The sequence below is a fragment of the Pseudomonas migulae genome (genome assembly GCF_024169315.1).
GTDB lineage: Bacteria > Pseudomonadota > Gammaproteobacteria > Pseudomonadales > Pseudomonadaceae > Aquipseudomonas > Aquipseudomonas migulae_B.
In genome coordinates this window covers 4155654-4179324 of the sequence record NZ_JALJWR010000001.1, presented here as the reverse complement: position 1 = coordinate 4179324, position 23671 = coordinate 4155654, and the positions used below count along the sequence as shown (strand labels likewise).

The window sequence follows — 23671 nt, the reverse complement described above, 5'->3', positions numbered from 1 at the left end:
ATGCGTATTCTCATCACCGGCGGTGCCGGTTTCATTGGCTCTGCCCTGGTTCGCCACCTGATTCGGCACACTGAGCATGAAGTGCTCAACCTGGACAAACTGACCTACGCTGGCAATCTGGAATCGCTGACCAGTATTGCCAACGACACCCGCTACGAATTCGTGCAGGCCGATATCGTTGATCAGGCCGCCGTCAGCGCCGTGCTGGCACGTTTCCAGCCGCATGCGATCATGCATCTGGCGGCCGAGTCCCATGTCGACCGCTCCATCGACGGTCCGTCGGATTTCATTCAAACCAATATCGTCGGCACCTACAGCCTGCTCGAGGCAACCCGCGCCTACTGGCAGACCCTGGCCGAGCCCGAGAAAAGCGCTTTCCGCTTTCACCACATCTCCACGGATGAGGTTTACGGCGACCTGCATGGCGTCGATGACCTGTTCACGGAAACGACGCCGTACGCACCGAGCTCACCGTATTCCGCCAGCAAGGCGGCCTCCGACCATCTGGTCCGCGCCTGGCAACGCACCTATGGCCTGCCGGTGTTGCTGACCAACTGCTCGAACAACTACGGGCCGTTCCACTTCCCTGAAAAACTGATCCCGCTGGTGATTCTCAACGCCCTCGCCGGCAAGCCGCTGCCTGTCTACGGTAACGGCCTGCAGGTTCGCGACTGGCTGTTCGTCGAGGATCACGCTCGCGCACTGTTCAAAGTGGTCACCGAAGGCGTGGTCGGCGAGACCTACAACATCGGCGGTCACAACGAGCAGAAGAACATCGACGTGGTGCGTGGCATCTGCGCGCTACTCGAAGAACTGGCGCCGAACAAACCTGAAGGCGTCGCGCATTTCGCCGACCTGATCACTTTCGTCCAGGACCGTCCTGGCCATGACCTGCGCTACGCGATCGATGCCAGCAAGATTGAGCGCGAACTCGGCTGGACGCCCGAAGAAACCTTCGAGACCGGCCTGCGCAAAACCGTCCAGTGGTATCTGGAAAACCTGGAGTGGTGCCGCCGTGTTCAGGACGGCAGCTACCAGGGTGAACGACTGGGCGCCATCAATACCAAGGAGTTGATCGCATGATGAAAGGAATTGTGTTGGCCGGGGGTTCGGGCACGCGTCTGCACCCGATCACGCTGGGCGTATCAAAACAGCTATTGCCGATCTACGACAAACCGATGATCTACTACCCGATCTCGGTCCTGATGCTGGCCGGCATCAAGGAAATCCTGGTGATCTCCACCCCGCAGGACCTCCCGCAGTATCGCAACCTGCTGGGTGACGGCAGTCAGTTCGGCGTGCATTTCAGCTACGCCGAACAACCTTCGCCGGATGGCCTGGCCCAGGCCTTTCTGATTGGTGAGGAATTCATTGGCAAGGATCCGGTGTGCCTGATCCTCGGCGACAACATCTTCCACGGTCAGCGCTTTAGCGAGCAGTTGAACAACGCCGTTAATCGCCCTTCTGGCGCCACCGTGTTCGGTTACTGGGTCAAAGACCCGGAGCGCTTCGGCGTGATCGATTTCGACGACGAAGGCCGCGCCTTGTCGATCGAAGAAAAGCCGAAAGTACCGAAATCCAGCTATGCCGTGACCGGCCTGTATTTCTACGACAACGACGTGATCGAGATCGCCAAGGCCGTGAAGCCTTCACCGCGCGGTGAACTGGAGATCACCGACGTCAACAATGCCTACCTCAAGCGTGGCGATCTGCAGGTCGAGCGCTTCGGTCGTGGTTTCGCCTGGCTGGATACCGGCACTCACGACAGCCTGCTCGAAGCCTCCCAATACGTGCAGACCATCGAGCACCGCCAAGGGTTGAAAGTCGCCTGTCTTGAAGAAATTGCCTACGAAAAAGGCTGGATCGACCGCGAGCATTTGCTCGAGCGCGCCAAGTATTTTGGCAAGACCGGTTACGGCCAGTACCTTTACAAACTGGCTGAGGGTGGACAATGAATGTGATTGAAACCGAGCTGCCCGGTGTGTTGATCCTTGAGCCCAAGGTCTTCGGGGACGAGCGCGGCTTTTTCTACGAAAGCTTCAATGCAAAGGCGTTTGAAGAGGCGACGGGCCTGAAGAGGCAGTTCGTTCAGGACAACCATTCCCGCTCACAGAAGGGCGTCCTGCGCGGCCTGCACTATCAACTGGAAAACACTCAGGGAAAACTGGTGCGCGTTACCGCCGGTGAAGTGCTCGATGTCGCGGTGGATGTACGTCGCAGTTCACCGAATTTCGGCCAGTGGGCGGCAGTGCGTTTGTCCGCAGAAAACAGTCGCCAACTCTGGGTGCCGGAAGGATTTGCCCATGGGTTCGTGGTGCTGAGTGACTTCGCCGAGTTCCTCTACAAGACCACCGACTATTACAACCCGACCGCCGAATGTTGCATCCGATGGGACGATCCAACACTTGCCATCGACTGGCAACTGGAGGAAGCGCCCAAGCTTTCGGCCAGGGATCAGCACGGTAAAACCTTGCAAGAAGTTGATCTGTTTCCATGAAAATACTCATCTGTGGCAAGCAGGGCCAGGTTTCACGTGAGTTACAGCATCGTCTCGGTGTACTGGGCGAGTTGGTCGTTCCGGGACGCGATCAACTCGATCTGACTCAACCGGAACAGATTCGCCAGCAGGTCCGGCGCGTTCGTCCCGACCTGATCATCAATGCCGCAGCCCACACAGCAGTCGATCAGGCTGAAAGCGAGCCGCAAGCAGCCTTCGCCATCAACGCCGAGGCACCGGGCATTCTCGCCGAGGAAGCCTTGGCGCTGGACATTCCGCTGATCCACTACTCCACCGATTACGTGTTCGACGGCAGCAAGACTGCGCCTTACAACGAAGCTGACGAACCTCACCCGTTGGGCGTTTACGGCCAGAGCAAACTGGCGGGCGAACACGCAATAACCGCGGTACAGGGCAAGCACCTGATCTTGCGCACCAGTTGGGTCTATTCGAACCACGGCCGCAATTTCCTGCTGACCATGCAACGCCTGCTGCAGGAAAAACCGGAGTTGCGCATCGTCGCCGACCAGATCGGCGCGCCCACCTGGGCCGGCACGATCGCCAACAGCACCCTCGCCCTGATCGAACGCTGGCAGGCCGGCGAGACCGGCGCCTGGGGCACTTATCACCTGACCGCGCAGGGTGAAACCTCGTGGTTCGGTTTCGCCCAGGCCATCGGCGAAGCGCTGCGGGAACAGGGAAAGCCTTGCGCAACCCTGCTGCCGATCACCACCAGCGACTACCCGACACCCGCCACCCGACCGCTGAACTCGCGCCTGGATTGCAGTCGCCTGCAACGTGAATGGGGCGTCAGTCAGCCTGACTGGCAAACCGCGTTGCGCGAGTGTCTTGCCGGACAAGCCTAGGCATAATGCGCCTGTACCCACAGGCGCCTGATGCTCATGAACCCGACCCTTCCCCGCCGACCCCGCTGGCGCAGCCTGGCCCTGCTTGCGCTGTGCCTGGCGCCTTTGCTGTGGCCGCTGGAGCATCTGGCCGAGCGTTACTACCGCAGCGAACTGGCCGGGCAAAACCGTCAGACCCTCGACCTGTACGTCGCCAACCTGCTGGGCACGCTGCATCGCTATGAGGTGCTGCCGCAGATTCTGGGCGACCTGCCGGCCCTGCGCGCCGACCTGTCGGCACCGGACGACGGCGTCACCCAAGGCAACGCCAACCGGTTGCTGAAGAACATCAGCGCCCAGACCGGCGCCGAAGTCATGTACCTGATGGACACCACGGGCAAGACGCTCGCCGCCTCCAACTGGGACAAACACGACAGCTTCGTCGGGCGCAATTTCGCCTTTCGGCCGTATTTCAGTGAAGCCATGGCCGGGCGCCTGGGGCGCTTCTTCGGTCTGGGCACCACGTCGGCCAAACGCGGTTACTTCTTCGCGGCAGCGGTCCGGGATCGCGAAAAAATCATCGGCGTGCTGGTGGTCAAGGTTGACCTGGACCACACCGAAAGCCTCTGGGGCAAAACCCCCGAACAACTGCTGGTGACTGACCACAACGGCGTGGTCATTCTCACCTCGCGGCCGGAATGGCGGTTTCGCGCGACCCGCCCGCTGAGCGATGCGGAGCGTGAAGCAATCACCGCGATTCAACCCTACCCGACCGTCGAACCCAAGCCGTTGAACCTCAATCCGGACGCGTGGTTGACGCAGACCCGGCAGATCGACGAAACCGGCTGGAGCGTCAGCATCCTTGCGCCGCGCACCCTGATCGACCGCCCGGTGCGCACGGTGGTCGCCATCGGCGGCGCGACGCTGCTGGTCTTGATGCTGCTGCTTGGCCTGATGATGCAGCGCCGCCGCCACTACCTCGACCGAATCGCCTTCGAAGCCAAGGCCCGTCGGGAACTGGAAGGCCGCGTCGCCGAACGTACCAGCGACCTCGAAGGCCTTAACCGTCGGCTGAAACAGGAAGTCCTGGAGCGCGAAAACGCCCAGCAGGAACTGGTGCGCGCCCAGGATGACCTGGTGCAGGCCGGCAAGCTGTCGGCGCTCGGGACCATGTCGGCGAGCATCAGCCACGAACTCAATCAGCCGCTGGCGGCGATCCGCAGCTACGCGGAAAACGCCGAAGTGCTGCTCGATCACGAGCGCACCGACGATGCGCGCGGCAACCTCAAGCTGATCAGTGAACTGACCGGGCGCATGGCCTCGATCATCGCGCACCTGCGCGCCTTCGCCCGGCGTGATCGCCACGCGCCGGAAAGTGTCGCGCTGCAACCGGCGCTGGATGACGCGCTGGCGCTGCTGGCCAAGCGCCGGCGGAGCATGGAAGTCGAGCTGATCCGCGATTTGCCCGCCGCCACGCTGTGGGTCGAGGCCGGGGAAACCCGTTTGCGCCAGGTGCTGGGCAACCTGCTGGCCAACGCCCTGGACGCGCTGACGGAAAAAGGCCCGCCACGTAAACTCTGGTTGAGTGCCCAATCCACCGCCGATGGCGTCATTCTGTACATTCGCGACAATGGCCCCGGCTTTTGCATGGAAGCCCTTGGCCGCGCCAGCGAGCCTTTCTACACCACCAAGACCCGCACGCAGGGACTGGGCCTGGGGCTGGCGATCTGCGAGACCCTGATGCGCGCCTTCGGGGGTGAACTGTCGTTCGCCAACCACAAGGAAGGCGGTGCCCTGATTACCCTGAAACTGCGCGCAGGCGCACCGGGCGTGAGCCTGCAACCGTCCGAGGACCGAAGTGCATGACCATCGACAACCGCATCCAGGTCGTGCTGATCGACGACGATCCCCATCTACGACAGGCCTTGAGCCAGACGCTGGACCTGGCAGGCCTGAAAATCCTGCCGCTCGCCGAAGCCAAAGGCGTGGCCGGGCAACTGGAGCGCGACTGGCCGGGGGTGGTGGTCAGCGATATCCGCATGCCGGGCATGGACGGTCTTGAGTTGCTGACCGAGCTGCACGCGCAAGACCCGGAACTGCCGGTGCTGCTGATCACCGGCCACGGCGACGTGCCGCTGGCGGTGCAAGCGATGCGCATCGGCGCCTATGACTTTCTGGAAAAACCCTTCGCCAGCGACGCCCTGCTCGACAGTGTGCGCCGTGCATTGGCCTTGCGCCGGTTGGTGCTGGATAACCGCAGCCTGCGTCTGGCCCTGAGCGACCGCAATGAACTGAGTACACGACTGGTCGGGCAATCGGCGCCGATGCTGCGCTTGCGCGAACAGATCGGCGCACTGGCCGCGACCAAGGCCGACGTGCTGATCCTCGGCGAAACCGGTGCCGGCAAAGAAGTCGTGGCCCGGGCGCTGCACGATTTGTCGAGCCGGCGTAACGGACCGTTCGTGGCGATCAACGCCGGCGCCCTGGCCGAATCGGTAGTGGAAAGCGAACTGTTCGGCCACGAGCCGGGCGCCTTTACCGGCGCGCAAAAGCGCCGCATCGGCAAGTTCGAATTCGCCAACGGCGGCACGCTGTTCCTCGATGAAATCGAAAGCATGAGCCTGGACGTACAGGTGAAGTTGCTGCGCTTGCTGCAAGAGCGGGTGGTCGAGCGTCTGGGTGGCAATCAGCTGATCCCGCTGGACATCCGCATCATCGCCGCGACCAAGGAGGATCTGCGCCAGTCCGCCGATCAGGGACGCTTCCGTGCTGACTTGTATTACCGCCTCAACGTCGCGCCGCTGCGCATTCCGCCGTTGCGCGAACGGGGTGAAGATGCGTTGATGCTGTTCCAGCATTTTGCCGATGAAGCCAGTGCACGCCATGGCTTGCCGCCCCACGAACTGCAACCGGGACAACGGGCGTTGCTGCTGCGCCACACCTGGCCGGGCAACGTGCGGGAATTGCAGAACGCCGCCGAACGTTTTGCCCTGGGCCTGGAACTGGCGCTGGACAACAGCGCGCCGGAGGGCGGGGCGAGCACAACGGTTGAAGTGGTCAGCGGCGGGTTGAGCGAGCAGGTGGAAAACTTCGAGAAATCGTTGATTGCCGCCGAACTGGCACGCTCTCACAGCTCAGTCCGCAGCCTCGCCGAAGCCCTCGGCATTCCGCGCAAGACCTTGCACGACAAACTGCGCAAGCACGGGCTGAACTTTGCCGACCATCACCCGACCGACGAACTCGATTGAGTCATTAAACAAGAGGCCCTGCATGAACCGCGACAGTCGTCACCTGGAATCAGTCCTGCACCGCGACATTCCCCTGACGCAGGCCATGGGCGTCAAAGTGCTCGACTGGCATGACCAGCAATTACGCCTGTACTTGCCGCTGGAAGCCAACGTCAATCACAAGAGCACCATGTTTGGCGGCAGCCTGTATTGCGGCGCGGTGCTGGCGGGCTGGGGCTGGCTGCATTTGCGTTTGCGCGAAGAAGGGATTGAAGACGGGCACATCGTGATTCACGAAGGGCACATCAGCTATCCGCTGCCGGTGACCATGGACGCGACGGCGATTTGCCAGGCGCCGAGTGCGGCGGTGTGGAAGAAGTTTTTGGCGATGTATGAACGGTATGGGAGAGCGCGCTTGACCCTGCATTCACGGATTGTGAATGAGGGGAGTGAGGAGGATGCGGTGACGTTTACCGGGCAGTACGTTCTTCACCGCTAGATCGTGAGGCTACACATACCCTGTGGCGAGGGGGCTTGTCGGAACGCCGCATCGCCCCGTTCGGCTGCGCAGCAGCCGCCATTCAGTCAACAGGATTTCAGCGGATACTGCGCGGTGGTTGGTTTGGGGCGGCTTCGCCGACCAACGGGGGCAAGCCCCCTCGCCACAGAGGTCTCAGGAGCGGGCGAGCTCCAGCAGTTTTTCCCGCCAGGCAGCCTTCGCCGGCAGCGCCAGGAAAAACTCGTTGCGCAAAGACTCCCGCGCCGGATAGCTGAACGGCACGCCGCTCACATCCAATACTTCGCCGCCCGCCCCTTCCAGCACACCTTGCGCAGCCGCCGTGTCCCACTGCGAAGTCGGCGCCAGGCGCGGATAACAATCAGCCGCCCCTTCCGCCAGCAGACAGAACTTCAACGAACTGCCGATATTGGCCAATTGCAGTTCACCCAGGCTGGCGCTCAACCCGGCCAGCAAACGCTCTTGTTCAGGACTTGAATGCCGACGGCTGGCGACGACAGTGAACGCCTCTCCCGCAGCCGGAGCATTGCGAACCTGAATCGGCAACGGCTCGGCTTCTCGATCACCGCGCCACGCGCCCAGGCCGGCACCACCGAGATAGAAACGTCCGTTGGTCGGCATCGACACCACGCCAAACACCACACGACCTTGCTCGATCAGCGCGATGTTGACGGTGAACTCTTCGCTGCCCGAGATGAATTCCTTGGTCCCGTCCAGCGGATCGACCAGCCACCAGCGCTGCCACCCGGCACGCACGCTCTGCGGGATGTCGGCGTCCTCTTCGGACAACACCGGGATGCTCGGGTCGAGCGCGGTCAGCCCGGCCAGAATCAGATGATGAGCGGCCAGGTCAGCTGCGGTGACTGGAGAATCGTCAGACTTGGCGGTCACCGCGGTGCCGATACGCCAGAACGGCAGGATCGCGTCGCCGGCCTTCAACGCCAGTTCAACCACCGGCGCCATCAATGGATGCGGAAAATTCATGGCAGGAACACCCCACGTTGAGTCAGCAGATCACGGGCCAGGTACAATGCCGCCAAGGCACGGCCCTCGGTGAATCGCGGGTTCTGGGCCAGACCGGACAGTTCGCGCAGATTGATCTTGTCCACGCCCATCGGCTCAGGCTCGTCGCCTTCCAGCCGTTCCTCGTACAGGTCCGTGGCCAGCACCACCTGGATTTTCTGGCTCATGTAACCCGGCGACAAGGACAACTCGGTCAGATGCTCCAGCTGTCGCGCGCCATACCCGGCTTCTTCCTTGAGCTCGCGCTCCGCCGCCGCCAGCACGTCTTCACCCGGCTCGATCAAGCCTTTGGGCAGCGACAGCTCGTATTCATCGGTGCCGCCACAATATTCCTCGACCAATACCGCGTGGTCCGAATCGAGCATCGCCACGATCATCACCGCGCCATACCCGGCGCCCTTGCCGACCAGTCGCTCATAAGTGCGCTCCACGCCATTGGAAAAGCGCAACTTCAGCTCTTCGACGCAGAACAAACGACTGGTGGCGACAATCTCGCGAGCGAGGATGGTGGGTTTCTGGCGCATGAGCGGCTCCTTGGCGATAGCGGGTTACTATACCCGGCCTATCCTGATTGTTGACCTCGGATATCTTTTTTACCGCTGGAGAAGTTTTTTATGTCCCTGCTGCCCTGGCACGACATCGACACCGTTCTGCTGGACATGGATGGCACGCTGCTGGACCTGCACTTCGACAATCATTTCTGGCTGGAGCATTTGCCCCAGCGTTATGCCGAGCTGCACGGAGTGAGCCGGGCCATGGCCGAGATGGAATTGCAGCCGCTGTTCGAACGCCATGCCGGTCAGTTGCAGTGGTATTGCCTGGATTTCTGGAGCGCCGAGCTGAAGCTGTCGGTGCGCGAGCTGAAACTGGAAACCGCCCACCTGATCGCTTTACGCCCGGATGCGGATACGTTTCTGGAGGCGCTCAAAAAGGCTGGTAAACGGGTGGTGATGATCACCAATGCGCACCGTGATTCGCTGTCACTGAAACTGGAAAGAATTGAACTGGCGCCGTACTTCGAGCGGTTGATCAGCTCTCACGATTACGGTTTTCCCAAGGAAAACCCGCAATTCTGGGACGCATTGCAGGCGGATATCGGCTTCGATCCGGCGCGCAGCCTGTTTATCGACGATACGTTGCCGATCCTGCGCAGTGCGCGGGATTTCGGGGTCACGCATTTATTGGCAGTGAGAGAGCCGGACAGCCGCAAGGGGCCGAAGGATACGGCGGAGTTTGCGGCGGTGGTCGATTATCGGGAGTTGATTGCAGGGCTTTAGACCGCGTCGCCTGCATCGCGGGCAAGCCACGCTCCCACAGGTTTTTGTGTCGTGTGCACCTTTTGTGAACGACACAACTCCTGTGGGAGCGGGCTTGCCCGCGATAGCCATCACACGGTCTTGAGACTTACTCAGGAATCCGCAACGACTGCCCCGGATAAATCTTGTTCACATCCTTGAGCATCGGCTTATTGGCCTCGAAGATTTTCTGATACTTGTTGGCATCGCCATACACGCGCAAGGAAATCGCACTCAGGGTGTCGCCCTTCACAACCGTGACAAAGGTCGCAGCCTTCACCACCGGCCCGGTCACCGTAATCTGGTCATCCACGCTCCCGACGCCGGCAATATTGCCCACCGCCAACAGAATCTTTTCCTTCTCTTCCTGACTGCCGACTTCACCCGTCACGGTGACCTTGTCGCCCTCCACTGTCGCCTGCACATTCGGGTTACCCAGGCCGACCTTGCTGATGTGTTCCTTCAACTGCTCGCTGGCATTGGCATTGCCAGGCGTCAGCAGGTCGATAAGCTTTTCGCCTGCTTCCTTCACAAAGCTAAAAATACTCATGGCGCACTCTCCTTGGTTTTCAGGTTCCAGACGCAAAAGCCTAGACCAAGGTTGCAACCCCCGGCTCCCACCCGACCAATGACGCCGCTTGCTCCCAGGCGCTAGAATCCCGACCTTCCCGCGCCCTGGAGCGAAGATGGACATCAAGCAGCTGAAATTCCTCATCGCCCTCGACGAAACCCGGCACTTCGGCCAGGCCGCCGCACGGTGTCACATCACCCAGCCAACCTTGTCCATGCGCCTGCGCAGCCTCGAAGAAGAGCTGGAGTTGCCATTGGTCAACCGTGGCCAACGCTTCGAAGGCTTTACCGCGCCGGGCGAGCGGGTGCTGGCCTGGGCGCGCACCGTGCTGGCGGCCTGTGACGGTTTGCAGGCCGAGGCCGCTGCGTGTCGCGGCAACCTGGTGGGTACGCTGCGTCTAGGCGTGGTGCCATTGTCGAGTTTCGATCCGCTGCCCCTGCTGCAACGCCTGCACGCCGAACACCCGAACCTGCGTTTCGAACTCTCGGCGCTGAGCTCCGAGCAGATCCTCGAACAACTGGCGAACAATCGCCTTGACCTCGGCGTGTCGTACCTGGAGCGTCTGGACGCCGAACGCTTCGACTCCCTGACCTTCAGCGAAACCCGCATGGGCCTGCTCTACGACCAGCGCTTCTTCACGTTCGGCGAGACGCCACTGAGCTGGGAGTCGTTGATCGAACTGCCGCTGGGCATGCTCACCAGCGGCATGCATTTCCGTCAGTCCATCGACCACAATTTCCACAGCCGCGGCCTCACCCCGCAGCCGCTGTTGCAGACCGATGCCGTGCATCAACTGTTACAAGCTGTGCACGGTGGTTTGTGCTGCGCCGTAATGCCGCTGGACGGAGGCCTGGAAAACCTGACCGATCATCTGCGTTTGCAACCGATCGAAAACGCGCAGACCCTCGGCCAACTGGGGCTGATCATGCGTCGCAGCGCGCCGCGGTCGGCGCTGGCGGAAGCCTGTTTTGCGATCTATCAGAAATCGTCAACCGGCTCTTGATCGACGCCATCTATCGGCAGATCAGTAATAGCGATTAGACGCGACACTTTGACGCGCATAGGCTTAAACCTGACCAAACCGTCGGTGATGCTCATGAACGCCAAGCGTCCTGTTTGCGCGGCGCCAGCCCTCGAAACGCCCGCGCCCTCCGCCAGCCAAACGTACAGTTACAGCGATCTTCAATTCGCCGAATCGGCCAGCACCGCGCTGGCCGAAGAAGTTGCGCTGGCGATTGCCTTCAACGGCATCAGCCAGGCGGTGATGCTGGTGACGCCGACGGATCTGGAAGACTTCATCGTCGGTTTCAGCCTCGGCAGCGGCATCATTGAAGACGCCTCCGACATTTATGACCTGCAACTCAGCGGCTCGGGTTCGGCGCAGTACGCGCAAGTGACCATCGCCAACCGCGCCTTCTGGAACCTCAAGCAGCAGCGCCGGCAACTGGCCGGCACCAGCGGTTGCGGTCTGTGTGGCGTGGAAGCGGTGGAGCAGGCCCTGCCGGACCTCAAGGTCTTGCCCGGCGCCCCCTTGCCACCCGCCGAATGGCTTGACGGCTTGCGCCAGCGCATCAGCGCGTTTCAGCCTCTGGGCCAGCATTGCGGCGCGGTACATGCGGCCGTGTTCATGAACGCCGAAGGCGAATTGCTGCTCGGTCGCGAAGACATCGGCCGGCACAACGCCCTCGACAAACTGATCGGCGGACTGATCCGGCAAAAAATCCCAACCACCGGCGGCCTGGCGATTGTCACCAGTCGTTGCAGCCTGGAGTTGATCCAGAAAGTATTGCGCGCAGGCATCCAGACACTCGTCAGCCTGTCGGCGCCCACTGGCCTTGCCGTGCAATGGGCCCGTCGTCACAACCTTAACCTTATCCATTTGCCACAGAAGAATGCGCCGCGGGTTTACAGCCCAGCGTTGGAGAATCAAGCGTGAGTCAACATCGTCAAGCCGACCAGACACCCGTCCCCCGCTACAAGCCCTACAAAGGACCGGCCGGTGGCTGGGGCGCGCTGATCAGCGTTGCCCAGGCCTGGTTGACCAGCGACAACGCGCTGAAAAACCTGCGCATGATGCTCAAGACCAACAAGAACGGCGGCTTCGATTGCCCCGGTTGCGCCTGGGGCGATTCCAATGAAGCCGGCATGGTGGCGTTCTGCGAGAACGGCGCCAAAGCGGTGAACTGGGAAGCGACCAAACGCCGTGTCGACGGCAAGTTCTTCGCCAAGCACAGCGTCACTCAGCTACTTGAGCAGAGCGACTACTGGCTTGAATATCAGGGCCGCCTGACCGAGCCATTGAGCTACAACGCCGAAACCGATCGCTACCAACCGATCAGCTGGGACGATGCGTTTGCCATCATCGCCAAGCACCTGCGCGGTTTGTCGAGCCCGGACCAGGCCGAGTTCTACACCTCGGGACGTGCCAGCAACGAAGCGGCATTCCTCTATCAATTGTTCGTGCGTGCCTATGGCACCAACAACTTCCCCGACTGCTCGAACATGTGCCACGAAGCCAGCGGCGTCGCGCTGTCGCAGAGCGTTGGCGTCGGCAAAGGCACCGTGACGTTCGATGACTTCGAACACGCCGATGCGATTTTCGTCTGGGGCCAGAACCCCGGCACCAACCACCCACGGATGCTCGAACCGCTGCGTGAAGCGGTGAAACGCGGTGCTCAGGTGGTGTGCATCAATCCTCTGAAAGAGCGCGGCCTGGAACGTTTTCAGCACCCGCAACACCCGATCGAAATGCTCACCAACGGCGACAGGCCGACCAACACCGCGTACTTCCGTCCGGCCCTGGGCGGCGACATGGCGATCATGCGCGGCATGGCCAAGTTCCTGCTGCAATGGGAGCGCGATGCGCAGAAGGCGGGTGAGCCTGCCGTGTTCGATCACGACTTCCTCAATGAACATAGCGTCAACGTGCTGGAATACCTGGGCATCGTCGACGACACCACGTGGGAGCAGATCGTCGAGCAATCGGGTCTGCCCCTGGTCGAGATCGAGCAAGCGGCGCGCATGTACGCCAAGGGCAAGAACGTCATCATGTGCTGGGCCATGGGTATCACCCAGCATCGTCATTCGGTGGCGACCATCCAGGAAATCGCCAACCTGATGCTCTTGCGCGGCAACATCGGCCGGCCGGGCGCAGGCCTGTGCCCGGTGCGTGGCCACAGTAACGTGCAGGGCGACCGGACCATGGGCATCAACGAACGCCCGCCGGTGGCGTTTCTCGATGCGCTGGAGCGTCGCTTCCAGTTCAAGGTACCGCGTGAAAACGGCCACAACGTGGTTGAAGCGATTCACGCCATGGCCGAAGGCCGGGCAAAAGTGTTCATCGCCCTCGGCGGCAACTTCGCCCAGGCCACGCCGGACAGTCCGCGTACCTTCCAGGCCTTGAGCAATTGTGACCTGACCGTGCAGATCAGCACCAAGCTCAACCGCAGCCACCTGGCCCACGGTAAAGAAGCGCTGATCCTGCCATGCCTGGGTCGGACCGACATCGACCGGCAAACCGAAGGCCCACAGGCAGTAACCGTCGAAGACTCGTTCAGCATGGTCCACGCCTCCAATGGCCAGCTGGAGCCGCTGTCGAACCAGATGCGCTCGGAGCCGGCAATTCTTGCCGGTATCGCGGCCGCCACGCTGGGCAGCCAACCGGTGGACTGGAACTGGCTGGTGGCGGATTACAGACGTATCCGCGACCTGATTGCCGACACCATTCCCAACTTCAAGAATTTCAACGAGCGGATCAAGAATCCTGGTGGCTTTTACCTCGGCAACAGTGCCGGTGCGCGCAAATGGAACACCGCGTCAGGCCGGGCGAATTTCCGCCCGAACGTATTGCCCAAGGACCTCGTGCACGAACGCACCCGCGCCACTGGCGTATTGCCGGACCTGATCCTGCAGTCGATGCGTTCCCACGATCAATACAACACAACGATCTATGGCCTGAATGACCGTTATCGCGGTGTGAAAGGTCAGCGCGATGTGTTGTTCGTCAACGAAGCCGACATCATTCGCCTGGGCTTCAAGCCTGGGCAGAAGGCCGACATCGTGTCGATCTGGGACGATGGGGTCGAGCGTCGGGTGAAGGGCTTTACGCTGCTGGCGTTTGATATTCCTGCGGGGCAGGCTGCTGCGTATTACCCGGAAGTGAACCCGCTGGTGCCGCTGGAGAGCACCGGGGATGGCAGCCATACACCGACGTCGAAGTTTGTGGCGATCCGGTTGGAAGCGGCGAGTGAGACTGGGTTGATCATGGCCAAGTCGGCTTAACGCGACAGCAGGTCTGGCCTCTTCGCGGGCAAGCCACGCTCCCACAGGTTTTGTATTGTGCTCACCTTTTGGTGAACGACACAGGTCCTGTGGGAGCGCGGCTTGCCCGCGAAGGCGTCCGACATGGCAACACATGATCGGAACCATTCGGCACTTTCCAAACGCCCACAAAAAAGGCCGTTTTTCCACAAAAACGGCCATTCCGAAGTAGTTAAAGACCGGCGAAAAATACTTAAGTTCCAGCCAAAAAACAGCAACTTAGGTATATTTTCTGAAGTCGTGTCATTCGTCGGATATCGATTGTAAGCACCCTGCCTCAGCCTCAGGATCGCGCCGTCATCCCCTTGAGGTTCCTCTATGAAGTTCTCCTCGATTCTCTTGTTGTCCCTTGGCCTGGTCAGTGGCTTCGCTTCTGCCGGAGGCACCACCGAAGCAGGTGTGGGCGGCGCATTGGGCGGGGTTTTGGGCTCAGTCGTCGGTCAATCGTTAGGCGGCAACACAGGTTCCACCATTGGCGCGGCCCTGGGCGGCGCGGGTGGTAGCGCAGTCGGCGCAGACAAACGCAGCCGTGGCGAAGCGGCCATTGGCGGTGCGTTGGGCGCAGCGGGCGGTAACGTGGTCGGCCGCAGCATGGGCGGCACCACAGGCAGCCTGATCGGCTCCGCAGCAGGTGGCGGCGCCGGTGGCGCGCTGGGTAACTACATGGGTAACAAGAGCGATGACGACGATGATCGTCGCTCTCATCGTGGCGGTGATCGTCGCTACTACCGTGATGGTCATCCCGGTCGCGGTCACGCCTATGGCCACCGCAAGCATCACCATCGCTATCGCGACTGAGGCTTGAATCACCTCGTTTACCGGTAGATCAAAAAGTCGCAGCCCTCGGGCTGCGATTTTTTTTGCCCGTCAAACCACCAACCGCTCCAGCGCCCCGCGCAAACCGGCAGGAATCGCCACCGGCTGGTTCGACGCCCGGTCCACAAATACATGCACGAAACGCCCCGCCGCACAGGCGTCTTCTTCACCGGCCTTGAACACCGCCAGTTCGTATTGCACAGAGCTGTTGCCCAACTTGCCCACCCGCAAACCGATCTCGATCCGGTCGGGGAAAGCGATGGAGGCAAAATAATCACAAGCCGAACTCACCACGAAACCCACGACTTCACCGTCATGAATATCCAGCCCGCCGACTTCGATCAGATAAGTGTTCACCGCCGTGTCGAAGAAGCTGTAGTAGGTGACGTTGTTGACGTGACCGTAGGCATCGTTGTCGTGCCAGCGAGTGGTGATGGGCTGGAAGTGCGGGTAGTCGGTGCGTTGGGGCATCGGGTTGGACATCAATGTCGGTTCCTTGAGTTGGATGGCGAGTTTAAGGCGAAAACCGCGTTATCGTTCTTCGCGGGCAAGCCCGCTCCCACAGGTATTTTCAGTAAATGTCTGTTTTGTGAACGACACTAACTATGTGGGAGCGGGCTGCCCGCGATGAGGCCATCAGAGGCTCTACTTCAATCAACGGTCGAAAACCCCTTACCCACCGCTGCCAACTCCCCAATCAACCGCGCCGGCTGCCAGTGATCGCCTTGCCGGGTCTCTAGCGCCAACAACCGCTGATGAATGTCCGCCAACCCCTGCTGATCCGCCCAGGCCATCGGCCCGCCCTTGTCCGCCGGGAAACCATAGCCGTTGAGGTACACCAGATCGATGTCGTGCGCCGATTCGGCAATCCCTTCCTGAAGGATTTTCGCGCCCTCGTTGACCAGCGCCAGCAAGCAGCGCTCCAGAATTTCCTCAGGGCCGATTTCGCGACGTTGGAAGCCCAATCCCTCGCTGACTTGCAGCACCAGCGCATCCACCTCCACATCGTGCTCAGCCTGGCGACTGCCCGCCTCGTAGTGGTAATAACCGTTGCCGCTTTTCTGACCGAAACGGCCCAGCTCGCACAGGCGGTTGTCCACCTGGACCTGCGGCACATCCTGCCCGACGCCGGCCAGTTCCCGAGCGCGCCATTGCAGGTCGATACCGACCACATCGAACATGCGAAACGGCCCCATGGCGAAACCAAAACCCTGCAACGCCGCATCCACCTGATAGGGATAAGCCCCCTCAAGCAGCATCTTGCGCGCTTCGAGCACGTAGGTATTGAGCATGCGGTTGCCGATGAAACCCTCGCAATTGCCCGACACCACACTGACCTTGCCCATGCGCTTGCCCAGTTCCAGCGCGGCATCCAGCACGGCGGGTGCCGTCTGTGCACCACGAACGATTTCCAGCAATTTCATGATGTGCGCCGGGCTGAAGAAGTGCAGGCCCAACACCTGTTGCGGACGGCGAGTGGCCGCGGCGATCGCGTCGATATCCAGCGCTGACGTGTTGCTCGCCAGGATGGCTTCGGGTTTGAGCAAACCATCGAGTTCGCGGAAGATTTTCTGCTTGAGCTCGAGGTTTTCGTACACCGCTTCAATCACCAGATCGACATCGCGGATCGCTGCGTAATCGGCAGCGGCCGTGACCCGTGCAATACGAGCATCCGCTTCGGCCTGATCGATCCGGCCCTGACGCACGTTGTGCGCACAGGTCTCGGCCACGGTGGCCAGCGCCTGCTCAAGCATCTGCGGATTGTTATCGACCCACTGCACCGGCACCCCGGCGTTGGCCAGGCACATGACAATGCCACGGCCCATGGTGCCCGCACCGATGACGGCAGCGCGCTGAATGTTGAACGGTGTCTGGCTCATGATTGTTCTCTTGTTGGCGATCCAAAGACAGTTCCCACCATAGTCAGCCACCGGGCTTTTTTGAAATTTATTCCTGTGATGGGGGACATTCAGCGGATGGATGCGCATCAGCCAGACACTGAGATCCCTGTGGGAGCGGGCTTGCTCGCGAAAGCGGTGTATCAGCCGACATCAATGTTGAATGAAAAACCGTATTCGCGAGCAAGCCCGCTCCCACAAGGTCACCGTTCATTTGGGTAAATGCGCTTCAGTCCACCCTCGCACTTCGCCGTATGGATAATTCTCCAGCGCGGCAAATCCGGGAATCGACCGTGCCTTGAGCTTGGTAAACAGCGGTACGCTGATCCCGCACAAAAACCGTGTCACCCGCTCGGCCGAGGGAACGCTGCCGACGTGCTGCTCATGCTTGTGGATAAAATCACCGCACAGCGCCTCGAAATTTTTATCCACAAGCGCCGGCAACTCCGGAGGTGCGGGCAGTCGGGCCACATGCCCATAGCACACCGAACAATGCCCGCACTGCTGCGGCGCGTTTTCGTCACCGAAATACTCGGCCAGTCGATAACCCAGGCAATGGTCAGTGGCGAACAGATCCAGCATGGCGTGGATTCGCGCGATCTCGGTGCGTTCGTGCTGGGTGAAATAGGTGTGCAGTTCGGCACTCAGTGCCTGACTGTCGAATTCCGTTTGCAGTAGGCTGTAGACCTCGGTCATTTGCTTGCTTTCGAGCTCGACCCAACCCTTCTCCTGGAAATAATCCAGTGCCTTGACCACCCGATCGCGCTCGGCTCGATGCTGCGCGTACAACGCATCGAAATTGACCGTGGCCCAGCTCCGCGCGCGAGTGGACGTCTGGATGATTGCTGCGACGAAGTCCCTGCGCTCACCCTCGAAGCGGGCCAGCAAGTCCTCCGGCTCCTGCAAATACTTGAAGCGGTATTCGGCGTAATAGGCGTAACGCGGGGTAATGATTCTGCGCAGTTCCAATTGCACCAACAAGGTTTTGAGCGGTAACTGGCGAATGTTGCTTTGATCGGCCAACGGTCCCAGCAGAAACTCCCACTGCCCCTCAGGCGCAGCGGCTTGCAACTCGTCGAGCACATGACGAATGCCGTCCAGTTCCGGCGTATCGCCGTAGACGAAGTTTTCCAGCACGTTGAGGCTGTCGCGGTTGGCCAATACCAGACAGTCAGACGGCTGCCCGTCACGACCGGCGCGACCGATTTCCTGACTGTAGTTTTCGGTGGATTTCGGCAGGTCGAAATGCACCACGTTGCGGATGTCACTCTTGTCGATGCCCATGCCAAAGGCGATGGTCGCGACGATGCAATTGGACTGCCCGCCCATGAAGCGCTTCTGGATCGCTTCCCGTTGTTCGTGGGGCAAACCGGCGTGATACGCCTCAGCCTGAATGCCGTTGCGCCCCAAGTGTTCGGCGACGTGCTCGGCAGTTTTCTGCTGGGTCACGTAGACGATGCTCGGCTGGTCGGGACGTTCGCTCATCCATTCGACCAAACGTCGGCGTTTGTCCTGACCGCGAACCGGCTCGACCAGCAAGTTGAGGTTTGGCCGGTAGAAACCGGTAGTCACCACGTCTTCCGGAGCGATGGCGAACTTGGCCTCCATATCCGCGATCACCTTGGGCGTCGCAGTGGCAGTGAGCAGCAACGCTTGAGGGATGTTGAACTGGCGCTGATAGTCCGGGAGCTTGAGGTAGTCGGGGCGGAAGTTATGGCCCCACTCCGAGATGCAATGCGCCTCGTCCACCACCAGCAGCGAGATCGGCACCTGCTGCAAGAAATTGCGGAAGCGCTCGTTCTTCAGACGCTCCACGGAAATCATCAGAATCTTCAATTCACCGGACTTGGCGCGGGCCATCACATCGCTGGCGTCGTCGCGGCTCTGGGCCGAATCGATACTGCCCGCCGCGATACCGTGTCGCTGCAGAAACGCCAATTGATCCTGCATCAACGCCAGCAGCGGCGAGACCACCAACGTCAGGTGCGGCAGCAACAACGCCGACATTTGGTAACACAGAGACTTGCCTGAACCCGTGGGGAAAATCGCCGCCGCCGAACGCCCCGCGAGCACCGCGCTGATCGTCGCCTCCTGGCCGGGCCGAAACTGTGGATAACCGAAAACCTGTTCCAGGGTGTTGTGCATAAGCTGTCACTCCGTTGACCGCTGCGAAGCCCAAAGCCTAGCCGGTGATCGCAGCGAGTCGAGAAAAGGTCGGGGGCAAAAACGATACGGAATGATACAGCGGATGGTGCGGAGGGATGGCAAGGCATGAGGAATTGGGTGACTGTCAGATCGCTATCGCGAGCAGGCTCACTCCCACAAAGGTTTTGGGTCGTACACAAACCCCGGGGTCACTGAAGATCAACTGTGGGAGCGCGCTTGCTCGCGAAGAGGCCAGGAAAAAACTGCAAAAACATCGGGCAAGCTCAGGGCACCAACACCGCCACCCGCAGCTGCTCATTCAACGCCTGCTCATGAAACACCTGGCTCTTGCTCGCCCAAGCCGCATGAGCCGGACTGATTTCGCCAGTGAACGCCGCCGCCAACTGACGCAAATCAGCGACGCTTCGCACACGCGGGCAGAACGGTTCGCCATCGCAGTTCTGGCTGGCGTTGCGGTAGGTGGTCAGCAATCGATCCCACAGCCCGTCACGCACCTGTCGCACAGACTTGAGCTTCACCGCCTGCACGCCCAAGCGTTGTTTCAGACCCTGCTCGTCCAGCGCTTCACTGGCCAGCAGCGCCTTGCCGAACATCAACACCTCGGCGCGGGAGGCGGTGTCCATGTTCGCTTGCGTGGTGAGCGCGTCGGGCCAACCGGTGCGGTCCATGTTGGCCAGCAACATCGAGTTACCCGCGTCGGCCGCGCCGGTCAATCGACAAACACCCGCCCACAACAACAAAACCGAGGCCATACGTAGCCACTGCATACCTAATTCCCTTTAAGTGCTTAACCAGGCATTTTCGAAATGCCCTACAGATTCTGGCGCGCACGATACAGAGGTTTGCTGCGCTGCGCCTGACAAACACGTAGGAAATTTCACTTGTAAGGGTTTTGATTAAAAAACCTCGGGAAACGTGTAGGGCTAATACCCGAAGACCAGTAAATCCCCTACAAACTGTGTCGATTGCGGCCGTATTGCCGCAACACGTCGTGCGCTTCATAGTTTTCGGCGCGGCTGAAACAGTGTGTCGGCCTGCCAGACTTCCTACAGGACTGACCCAGATGCAAGACCGCTATCGCCCACTCAAAAGCCGCTACAGCGACACCCCGGTCCTGGTCATTGACACCGAGGCCGACCCGCACGAAATCCTCGACGCCGCCCGCCAACGCATCCACGCCGCCAGCGACCTGCTCGAAACGCTGTACTGCCTGTGCTTCAAACAGGCGGACGCGAGCGACATTCCCAACATCGTCAACGCGCTTTACCTGCTGACCCAGGACGGCAACGAACTCCTCGACATCGCCCGCCAACGCCTCCCAAAACTCACCGCTGGTTAATGCCCCCCTGTAGGAGCGAGGCTTGCCCGCGAAGAACGATAACGCGGTAACCCTGATGAAAACCAAAATCCCCGAAACTCAACCATCTCAAGAAAAAGCAGCCTACGACGCATGGTTCAGAGCCCAGGTACAAGCCAGTCTCGACGACCCACGCCCAAGCATTCCCGACGAGGAAGCCAGGCAATTGATGGCAAGCAAACGCGAAAAATTGCGCAAGAGATAAGTCCGTAGGCAACGCCCTATCAAAGCTTCATCCCGGTCCTACAACAGAAGACACCTTGTCGCCTATCGCCAACCGGCGACTCACACCTATAGTCAGACCGTCGCTGCCAAATCAGCGACTCGGGTTTGGTCACCTGATTTTGAGAGAAAACTTACGCATGCCCTTGTATGCTGCCGACTTCTTTTTGTATCGGTACGCTTTATGGCGGCTGTGTTCGGGACGCTTTTGCGTACCCGGGTTTTCTCTCCCTGGTTGACCAACCTGAACACAGTCCGCCACCCATCGTTTGGTCACGATAGTGGCGGTTCTTCAGATACATAAAAGAGAAAAGTTAAATGAATATTTTGAACCCGTTCCCCGATCGCTACCGCCCACTCAAAACCAACCTAACCGATACCCCGGCCCTGATCATCGACACAGAGGCCAACCCCCAAGACCTCCTCGAAGCCGCCCTCCAGCGTGTGCGAGCCTCCAGCGAACTGCTCCGAACCCTGCACTGCCAATGCTTCGAACAAGGCGATCTCGAAGACATCCCGCATATCACCCACGCGCTATACCTGTTGGCCCAAGACGGCTGCGACCTGCTCACAGTCGCCCAACAACGCATGATGGGCTGGAAAGCCCCTGCCTGACGTCGAGTAAACAGATCGTTCTTACGTTCTGCGTGGGAACGGTCAAACAGCGCTGGAAGCCGCCATCGAAAACCGGAGATAACCATGAGCAAATTTTTTGATGAGCTGATGGAAAGCGTGCAACAGACGAACGAGATCCTACGGGATGCGCGTCAGCCTTCCCGTGAATCTCATGTTGATGCGTTGCAAGCCAGAAAAAATCGCAAGGATATCGGTATGACTCAGGCCAATAAGGGGCAACGCACCATGAACCTCGCCCCCAACTTCCCCGACGACCACACCATGCACCTGCTCATGCAGTTGCTGCACGAAGAACTCGGCCTGCCCGAACGCAAAACTATCAGCCTCAACACCTCGATCAACTTCGACCTGGGCTGCGACGGCGCCGATGCGCGAAACCTGATGGAAGCCCTGGAAGAACAGTTTGGAATCGATTTCATCGACTACGACGCTTATCGCTACTTCCAACCGGAAGGGTTTGATGTGTTTCAAAAGCGCCGGGCGAAGGGGCGCGGTGACAAAGTCCCGCTAACCATCGGAATGCTTTACCAAGCGATCAAAGTGCAACGGTGGGAGACACAGGAATTGGAAGGCATCTAGCCGAACGCGTAAGTGTCATTATTCTGGTCGTTTAGTGCCTTTTCGGTTGGAATAATGGCAGTTACGGTGTGCCTGACAGCCTGAATTGCACATACAAAAAAGCCGCCCCAAAGGGCGGCTTTCTCATTCCATCAAACCAGCTCTTACAACTTAGGCCCAGCAGCCTTGATCGCGTCGCTCACTTCGAACTTCTTGAAGTTCTCAACGAACAACCCGGCCAGTGCTTTAGCGGCTTCATCGTAAGCAGCCTTGTCAGCCCAGGTATTACGTGGGTTCAACAGGCCGGTCTCAACGCCCGGTACGGCCAGTGGCACGTCGAGGTTGATGGTGTCGAGGTGTTCGGTTTCAGCACCGATCAACGCGCCGCTCTGGATCGCTGCGATCACGCCGCGAGTGGTCGGGATGTTGAAACGTTTGCCGACGCCGTAGCCGCCGCCGGTCCAGCCGGTGTTGACCAGGTAGACCTTGGAGCCGAAGCCGCGGATGCGCTTGATCAGCAGTTCTGCGTATTCGCCGGCCGGACGCGGGAAGAACGGTGCGCCGAAGCAGGTGGAGAAGGTCGACTTGATGCCGCTGCCGGAACCCATTTCGGTCGAGCCCACCAGTGCGGTGTAGCCGGACAGGAAGTGGTAGGCCGCTTGTTCTTCGCTGAGGATCGAGACTGGCGGCAGTACGCCGGTCAGGTCGCAGGTCAGGAAGATCACAGCGTTTGGCTCGCCACCGAGGTTTTTCTCGGAACGCTTGGCAACGTGTTCCAGCGGGTAGGCGGCGCGGCTGTTCTGGGTCAGGCTGACATCGGCGTAGTCGGCGTGCTTGGCGTCATCGATCACGACGTTTTCCAGGACTGCGCCGTGCTTGATGGCTTTCCAGATGACCGGCTCGTTCTTCTCGGACAGGTCGATGCACTTGGCGTAGCAGCCGCCTTCGATGTTGAAGACAACGCCTTCGCCCCAGCCGTGTTCGTCGTCACCGATCAGGTAACGGCTTTCGTCGGCGGACAGGGTGGTTTTACCGGTGCCGGACAGGCCGAAGAACAGGGTCACGTCGCCCGCTTCGCCGATGTTGGCGGCGCAGTGCATCGGCAGTACGTCGGCAGCTGGCAGCAGGAAGTTCTGCACCGAGAACATGGCTTTTTTCATTTCGCCGGCGTAGCGCATACCAGCAATCAGCACTTTCTTCTGGGCGAAGTTGAGGATCACGCAACCATCGGAGTTGGTGCCGTCACGCTCAGGCACGCATTCGAAGTTGGCAACGTTGAGCACTTGCCACTCATCACGGCCAGCCGGGTTGTACTTTTCCGGGTTGATGAACAGGCAACGACCGAACAGGTTCTGCCAGGCAGTCTGGGTGGTCATCTTCACGGCCAGGTAGTGGTCTTCAGACGCACCTACATGCACGTGGGAAACGAAATGCTCTTGCGCGTTGTTGAACGCCTCGACGCGAGCCCACAGGGCATCGAACTTGTCGGCCGGGAACTTGCGGTTGATCGGGCCCCAGGCGATAGCGGCCTGGGTGGTCGGCTCTTCAACGATGAAACGATCGACTGGCGAGCGGCCGGTACGGTGACCGGTGCGAACAACCAGCGCGCCGGTATCGGCAAGCTCGCCTTCACCGCGATTCAGGGCTTCTTTAACCAGATCATCAACACTCAGATCGGTGTACACGGCGTTATTGGCTTGCGTCATGAGGTTCCCCGTCGGCC

General features: G+C 60.2%; 24 protein-coding genes. 16 read left to right on the top strand and 8 right to left on the bottom strand.

The genetic code is table 11. From position 1 onward, the window contains the following. The 7 genes from rfbB to J2Y86_RS19230 are packed head-to-tail and all read left to right on the top strand — an operon-like array spanning position 1 to position 7068. A complete protein-coding gene (gene rfbB, locus J2Y86_RS19260) occupies positions 1-1083 on the top strand; it encodes a dTDP-glucose 4,6-dehydratase (protein ID WP_253434906.1) in 1083 nt (360 codons plus the stop codon). Next, positions 1080-1955, top strand: a complete 876-nt coding sequence (gene rfbA, locus J2Y86_RS19255) for a glucose-1-phosphate thymidylyltransferase RfbA (protein WP_253434903.1) — start codon at positions 1080-1082, stop codon at positions 1953-1955. The genes rfbB and rfbA overlap by 4 nt, the downstream gene beginning before the upstream one ends. After that, the gene (gene rfbC, locus J2Y86_RS19250; protein ID WP_253434900.1) at positions 1952-2497 is read left to right on the top strand and encodes a dTDP-4-dehydrorhamnose 3,5-epimerase; all 546 of its coding nucleotides are present in this window, start codon (positions 1952-1954) and stop codon (positions 2495-2497) included. Before rfbA ends, rfbC begins: the two co-directional genes overlap by 4 nt. Beyond that, positions 2494-3363, top strand: a complete 870-nt coding sequence (rfbD, locus tag J2Y86_RS19245; protein WP_253434897.1) for a dTDP-4-dehydrorhamnose reductase — start codon at positions 2494-2496, stop codon at positions 3361-3363. Before rfbC ends, rfbD begins: the two co-directional genes overlap by 4 nt. Before the next feature lie 36 nt (positions 3364-3399). Next, positions 3400-5208 carry a sensor histidine kinase gene (locus J2Y86_RS19240; protein WP_253434893.1) on the top strand — a complete coding sequence of 603 codons (1809 nt, stop codon included), beginning with the start codon at positions 3400-3402 and terminating at the stop codon, positions 5206-5208. Next, the gene (locus tag J2Y86_RS19235) at positions 5205-6590 is read left to right on the top strand and encodes a sigma-54-dependent transcriptional regulator (RefSeq protein ID WP_253434890.1); all 1386 of its coding nucleotides are present in this window, start codon (positions 5205-5207) and stop codon (positions 6588-6590) included. The genes J2Y86_RS19240 and J2Y86_RS19235 overlap by 4 nt, the downstream gene beginning before the upstream one ends. Positions 6591-6612: 22 nt before the next feature. After that, positions 6613-7068, top strand: coding sequence for a thioesterase domain-containing protein (locus tag J2Y86_RS19230; RefSeq protein ID WP_253434887.1), 456 nt, complete (start codon positions 6613-6615; stop codon positions 7066-7068). A 174-nt stretch (positions 7069-7242) separates the two neighbouring features. On the opposite strand, the gene cysQ is transcribed toward J2Y86_RS19230, so the two are convergent. Together cysQ and nudE are read right to left on the bottom strand one after the other, a co-directional pair. Further along, positions 7243-8070: a 3'(2'),5'-bisphosphate nucleotidase CysQ gene (gene cysQ, locus J2Y86_RS19225; protein ID WP_253434884.1), complete on the bottom strand. Its 828-nt coding sequence runs from the start codon at positions 8068-8070 to the stop codon at positions 7243-7245. Then, positions 8067-8633, bottom strand: coding sequence for an ADP compounds hydrolase NudE (nudE, locus tag J2Y86_RS19220; protein WP_253434882.1), 567 nt, complete (start codon positions 8631-8633; stop codon positions 8067-8069). The genes cysQ and nudE overlap by 4 nt, the downstream gene beginning before the upstream one ends. Positions 8634-8723: 90 nt before the next feature. On the opposite strand from nudE, the gene yrfG reads away from it, so the two are divergent. Further along, on the top strand, positions 8724-9386 hold the full coding sequence (yrfG, locus tag J2Y86_RS19215) for a GMP/IMP nucleotidase (protein ID WP_253434879.1): 663 nt from the start codon (positions 8724-8726) through the stop codon (positions 9384-9386). Positions 9387-9513: 127 nt separating this feature from the next. On the opposite strand, the gene lysM is transcribed toward yrfG, so the two are convergent. After that, on the bottom strand, positions 9514-9954 hold the full coding sequence (gene lysM, locus J2Y86_RS19210; RefSeq protein ID WP_253434877.1) for a peptidoglycan-binding protein LysM: 441 nt from the start codon (positions 9952-9954) through the stop codon (positions 9514-9516). Positions 9955-10090: 136 nt separating this feature from the next. Here lysM and J2Y86_RS19205 point away from each other — a divergent pair, with 136 nt between their 5' ends. The 4 genes from J2Y86_RS19205 (at position 10091) to J2Y86_RS19190 (ending at position 15093) form a co-directional block, all read left to right on the top strand. After that, complete coding sequence (locus J2Y86_RS19205) at positions 10091-10978, top strand: LysR family transcriptional regulator (protein ID WP_253434872.1); 888 nt, start codon at positions 10091-10093, stop codon at positions 10976-10978. 93 nt (positions 10979-11071) lie between these two features. Then, a complete protein-coding gene (fdhD, locus tag J2Y86_RS19200) occupies positions 11072-11911 on the top strand; it encodes a formate dehydrogenase accessory sulfurtransferase FdhD (RefSeq protein WP_253434869.1) in 840 nt (279 codons plus the stop codon). Then, a complete protein-coding gene (locus J2Y86_RS19195; protein ID WP_253434866.1) occupies positions 11908-14256 on the top strand; it encodes an FdhF/YdeP family oxidoreductase in 2349 nt (782 codons plus the stop codon). The genes fdhD and J2Y86_RS19195 overlap by 4 nt, the downstream gene beginning before the upstream one ends. 357 nt (positions 14257-14613) lie before the next feature. Beyond that, positions 14614-15093, top strand: a complete 480-nt coding sequence (locus J2Y86_RS19190) for a glycine zipper domain-containing protein (RefSeq protein ID WP_253434863.1) — start codon at positions 14614-14616, stop codon at positions 15091-15093. A gap of 69 nt (positions 15094-15162) precedes the next feature. Here the strand turns inward: J2Y86_RS19190 and J2Y86_RS19185 are convergent, their stop codons facing one another. The 4 genes from J2Y86_RS19185 to J2Y86_RS19170 all read right to left on the bottom strand — a co-directional run bounded on the left by J2Y86_RS19185 (position 15163) and on the right by J2Y86_RS19170 (position 19942). After that, positions 15163-15594, bottom strand: coding sequence for an acyl-CoA thioesterase (locus J2Y86_RS19185; RefSeq protein WP_253434860.1), 432 nt, complete (start codon positions 15592-15594; stop codon positions 15163-15165). A 167-nt stretch (positions 15595-15761) separates the two neighbouring features. Continuing rightward, entirely contained in the window at positions 15762-16991 is a 1230-nt protein-coding gene (locus tag J2Y86_RS19180) for a 3-hydroxyacyl-CoA dehydrogenase (protein WP_253434857.1), read from the bottom strand. 228 nt (positions 16992-17219) lie between these two features. Beyond that, entirely contained in the window at positions 17220-19154 is a 1935-nt protein-coding gene (locus J2Y86_RS19175; protein ID WP_253434853.1) for a RecQ family ATP-dependent DNA helicase, read from the bottom strand. 284 nt (positions 19155-19438) lie between these two features. Next, positions 19439-19942: a polysaccharide deacetylase gene (locus J2Y86_RS19170; protein ID WP_253434850.1), complete on the bottom strand. Its 504-nt coding sequence runs from the start codon at positions 19940-19942 to the stop codon at positions 19439-19441. A gap of 296 nt (positions 19943-20238) precedes the next feature. Here J2Y86_RS19170 and J2Y86_RS19165 point away from each other — a divergent pair, with 296 nt between their 5' ends. The 4 genes from J2Y86_RS19165 (at position 20239) to J2Y86_RS19150 (ending at position 21969) form a co-directional block, all read left to right on the top strand. Continuing rightward, positions 20239-20514, top strand: a complete 276-nt coding sequence (locus tag J2Y86_RS19165; protein ID WP_253434847.1) for a hypothetical protein — start codon at positions 20239-20241, stop codon at positions 20512-20514. A 22-nt stretch (positions 20515-20536) separates the two neighbouring features. Then, the gene (gene relB / locus J2Y86_RS19160) at positions 20537-20737 is read left to right on the top strand and encodes a type II toxin-antitoxin system RelB family antitoxin (protein ID WP_253434843.1); all 201 of its coding nucleotides are present in this window, start codon (positions 20537-20539) and stop codon (positions 20735-20737) included. A gap of 335 nt (positions 20738-21072) precedes the next feature. Beyond that, positions 21073-21369: a hypothetical protein gene (locus tag J2Y86_RS19155; protein WP_253434840.1), complete on the top strand. Its 297-nt coding sequence runs from the start codon at positions 21073-21075 to the stop codon at positions 21367-21369. 246 nt (positions 21370-21615) lie between these two features. After that, the gene (locus J2Y86_RS19150; RefSeq protein WP_253440375.1) at positions 21616-21969 is read left to right on the top strand and encodes a DUF1493 family protein; all 354 of its coding nucleotides are present in this window, start codon (positions 21616-21618) and stop codon (positions 21967-21969) included. Positions 21970-22112: 143 nt separating this feature from the next. Here J2Y86_RS19150 and J2Y86_RS19145 read toward each other — a convergent pair whose 3' ends face one another. Beyond that, positions 22113-23654, bottom strand: coding sequence for a phosphoenolpyruvate carboxykinase (locus J2Y86_RS19145; RefSeq protein WP_253434837.1), 1542 nt, complete (start codon positions 23652-23654; stop codon positions 22113-22115). Positions 23655-23671 lie beyond the last annotated feature (17 nt).

Excerpts from the sequence above, each read along its gene's own strand:
- rfbC (WP_253434900.1), top strand. The coding sequence starts at position 1,952 with ATGAATGTGATTGAAACCGAGCTGCCCGGTGTGTTGATCCTTGAGCCC.
- rfbB (WP_253434906.1), top strand. The coding sequence starts at position 1 with ATGCGTATTCTCATCACCGGCGGTGCCGGTTTCATTGGCTCTGCCCTG.
- lysM (WP_253434877.1), bottom strand. The coding sequence starts at position 9,954 with ATGAGTATTTTTAGCTTTGTGAAGGAAGCAGGCGAAAAGCTTATCGAC.
- J2Y86_RS19190 (WP_253434863.1), top strand. The coding sequence starts at position 14,614 with ATGAAGTTCTCCTCGATTCTCTTGTTGTCCCTTGGCCTGGTCAGTGGC.
- J2Y86_RS19230 (WP_253434887.1), top strand. The coding sequence starts at position 6,613 with ATGAACCGCGACAGTCGTCACCTGGAATCAGTCCTGCACCGCGACATT.
- J2Y86_RS19180 (WP_253434857.1), bottom strand. The coding sequence starts at position 16,991 with ATGAGCCAGACACCGTTCAACATTCAGCGCGCTGCCGTCATCGGTGCG.
- nudE (WP_253434882.1), bottom strand. The coding sequence starts at position 8,633 with ATGCGCCAGAAACCCACCATCCTCGCTCGCGAGATTGTCGCCACCAGT.
- cysQ (WP_253434884.1), bottom strand. The coding sequence starts at position 8,070 with ATGAATTTTCCGCATCCATTGATGGCGCCGGTGGTTGAACTGGCGTTG.
- J2Y86_RS19150 (WP_253440375.1), top strand. The coding sequence starts at position 21,616 with ATGAACCTCGCCCCCAACTTCCCCGACGACCACACCATGCACCTGCTC.
- J2Y86_RS19155 (WP_253434840.1), top strand. The coding sequence starts at position 21,073 with ATGAATATTTTGAACCCGTTCCCCGATCGCTACCGCCCACTCAAAACC.
- J2Y86_RS19185 (WP_253434860.1), bottom strand. The coding sequence starts at position 15,594 with ATGTCCAACCCGATGCCCCAACGCACCGACTACCCGCACTTCCAGCCC.
- rfbA (WP_253434903.1), top strand. The coding sequence starts at position 1,080 with ATGATGAAAGGAATTGTGTTGGCCGGGGGTTCGGGCACGCGTCTGCAC.
- J2Y86_RS19145 (WP_253434837.1), bottom strand. The coding sequence starts at position 23,654 with ATGACGCAAGCCAATAACGCCGTGTACACCGATCTGAGTGTTGATGAT.
- J2Y86_RS19175 (WP_253434853.1), bottom strand. The coding sequence starts at position 19,154 with ATGCACAACACCCTGGAACAGGTTTTCGGTTATCCACAGTTTCGGCCC.
- J2Y86_RS19235 (WP_253434890.1), top strand. The coding sequence starts at position 5,205 with ATGACCATCGACAACCGCATCCAGGTCGTGCTGATCGACGACGATCCC.
- J2Y86_RS19240 (WP_253434893.1), top strand. The coding sequence starts at position 3,400 with ATGAACCCGACCCTTCCCCGCCGACCCCGCTGGCGCAGCCTGGCCCTG.
- yrfG (WP_253434879.1), top strand. The coding sequence starts at position 8,724 with ATGTCCCTGCTGCCCTGGCACGACATCGACACCGTTCTGCTGGACATG.
- fdhD (WP_253434869.1), top strand. The coding sequence starts at position 11,072 with ATGAACGCCAAGCGTCCTGTTTGCGCGGCGCCAGCCCTCGAAACGCCC.
- J2Y86_RS19205 (WP_253434872.1), top strand. The coding sequence starts at position 10,091 with ATGGACATCAAGCAGCTGAAATTCCTCATCGCCCTCGACGAAACCCGG.
- J2Y86_RS19165 (WP_253434847.1), top strand. The coding sequence starts at position 20,239 with ATGCAAGACCGCTATCGCCCACTCAAAAGCCGCTACAGCGACACCCCG.
- J2Y86_RS19170 (WP_253434850.1), bottom strand. The coding sequence starts at position 19,942 with ATGCAGTGGCTACGTATGGCCTCGGTTTTGTTGTTGTGGGCGGGTGTT.
- rfbD (WP_253434897.1), top strand. The coding sequence starts at position 2,494 with ATGAAAATACTCATCTGTGGCAAGCAGGGCCAGGTTTCACGTGAGTTA.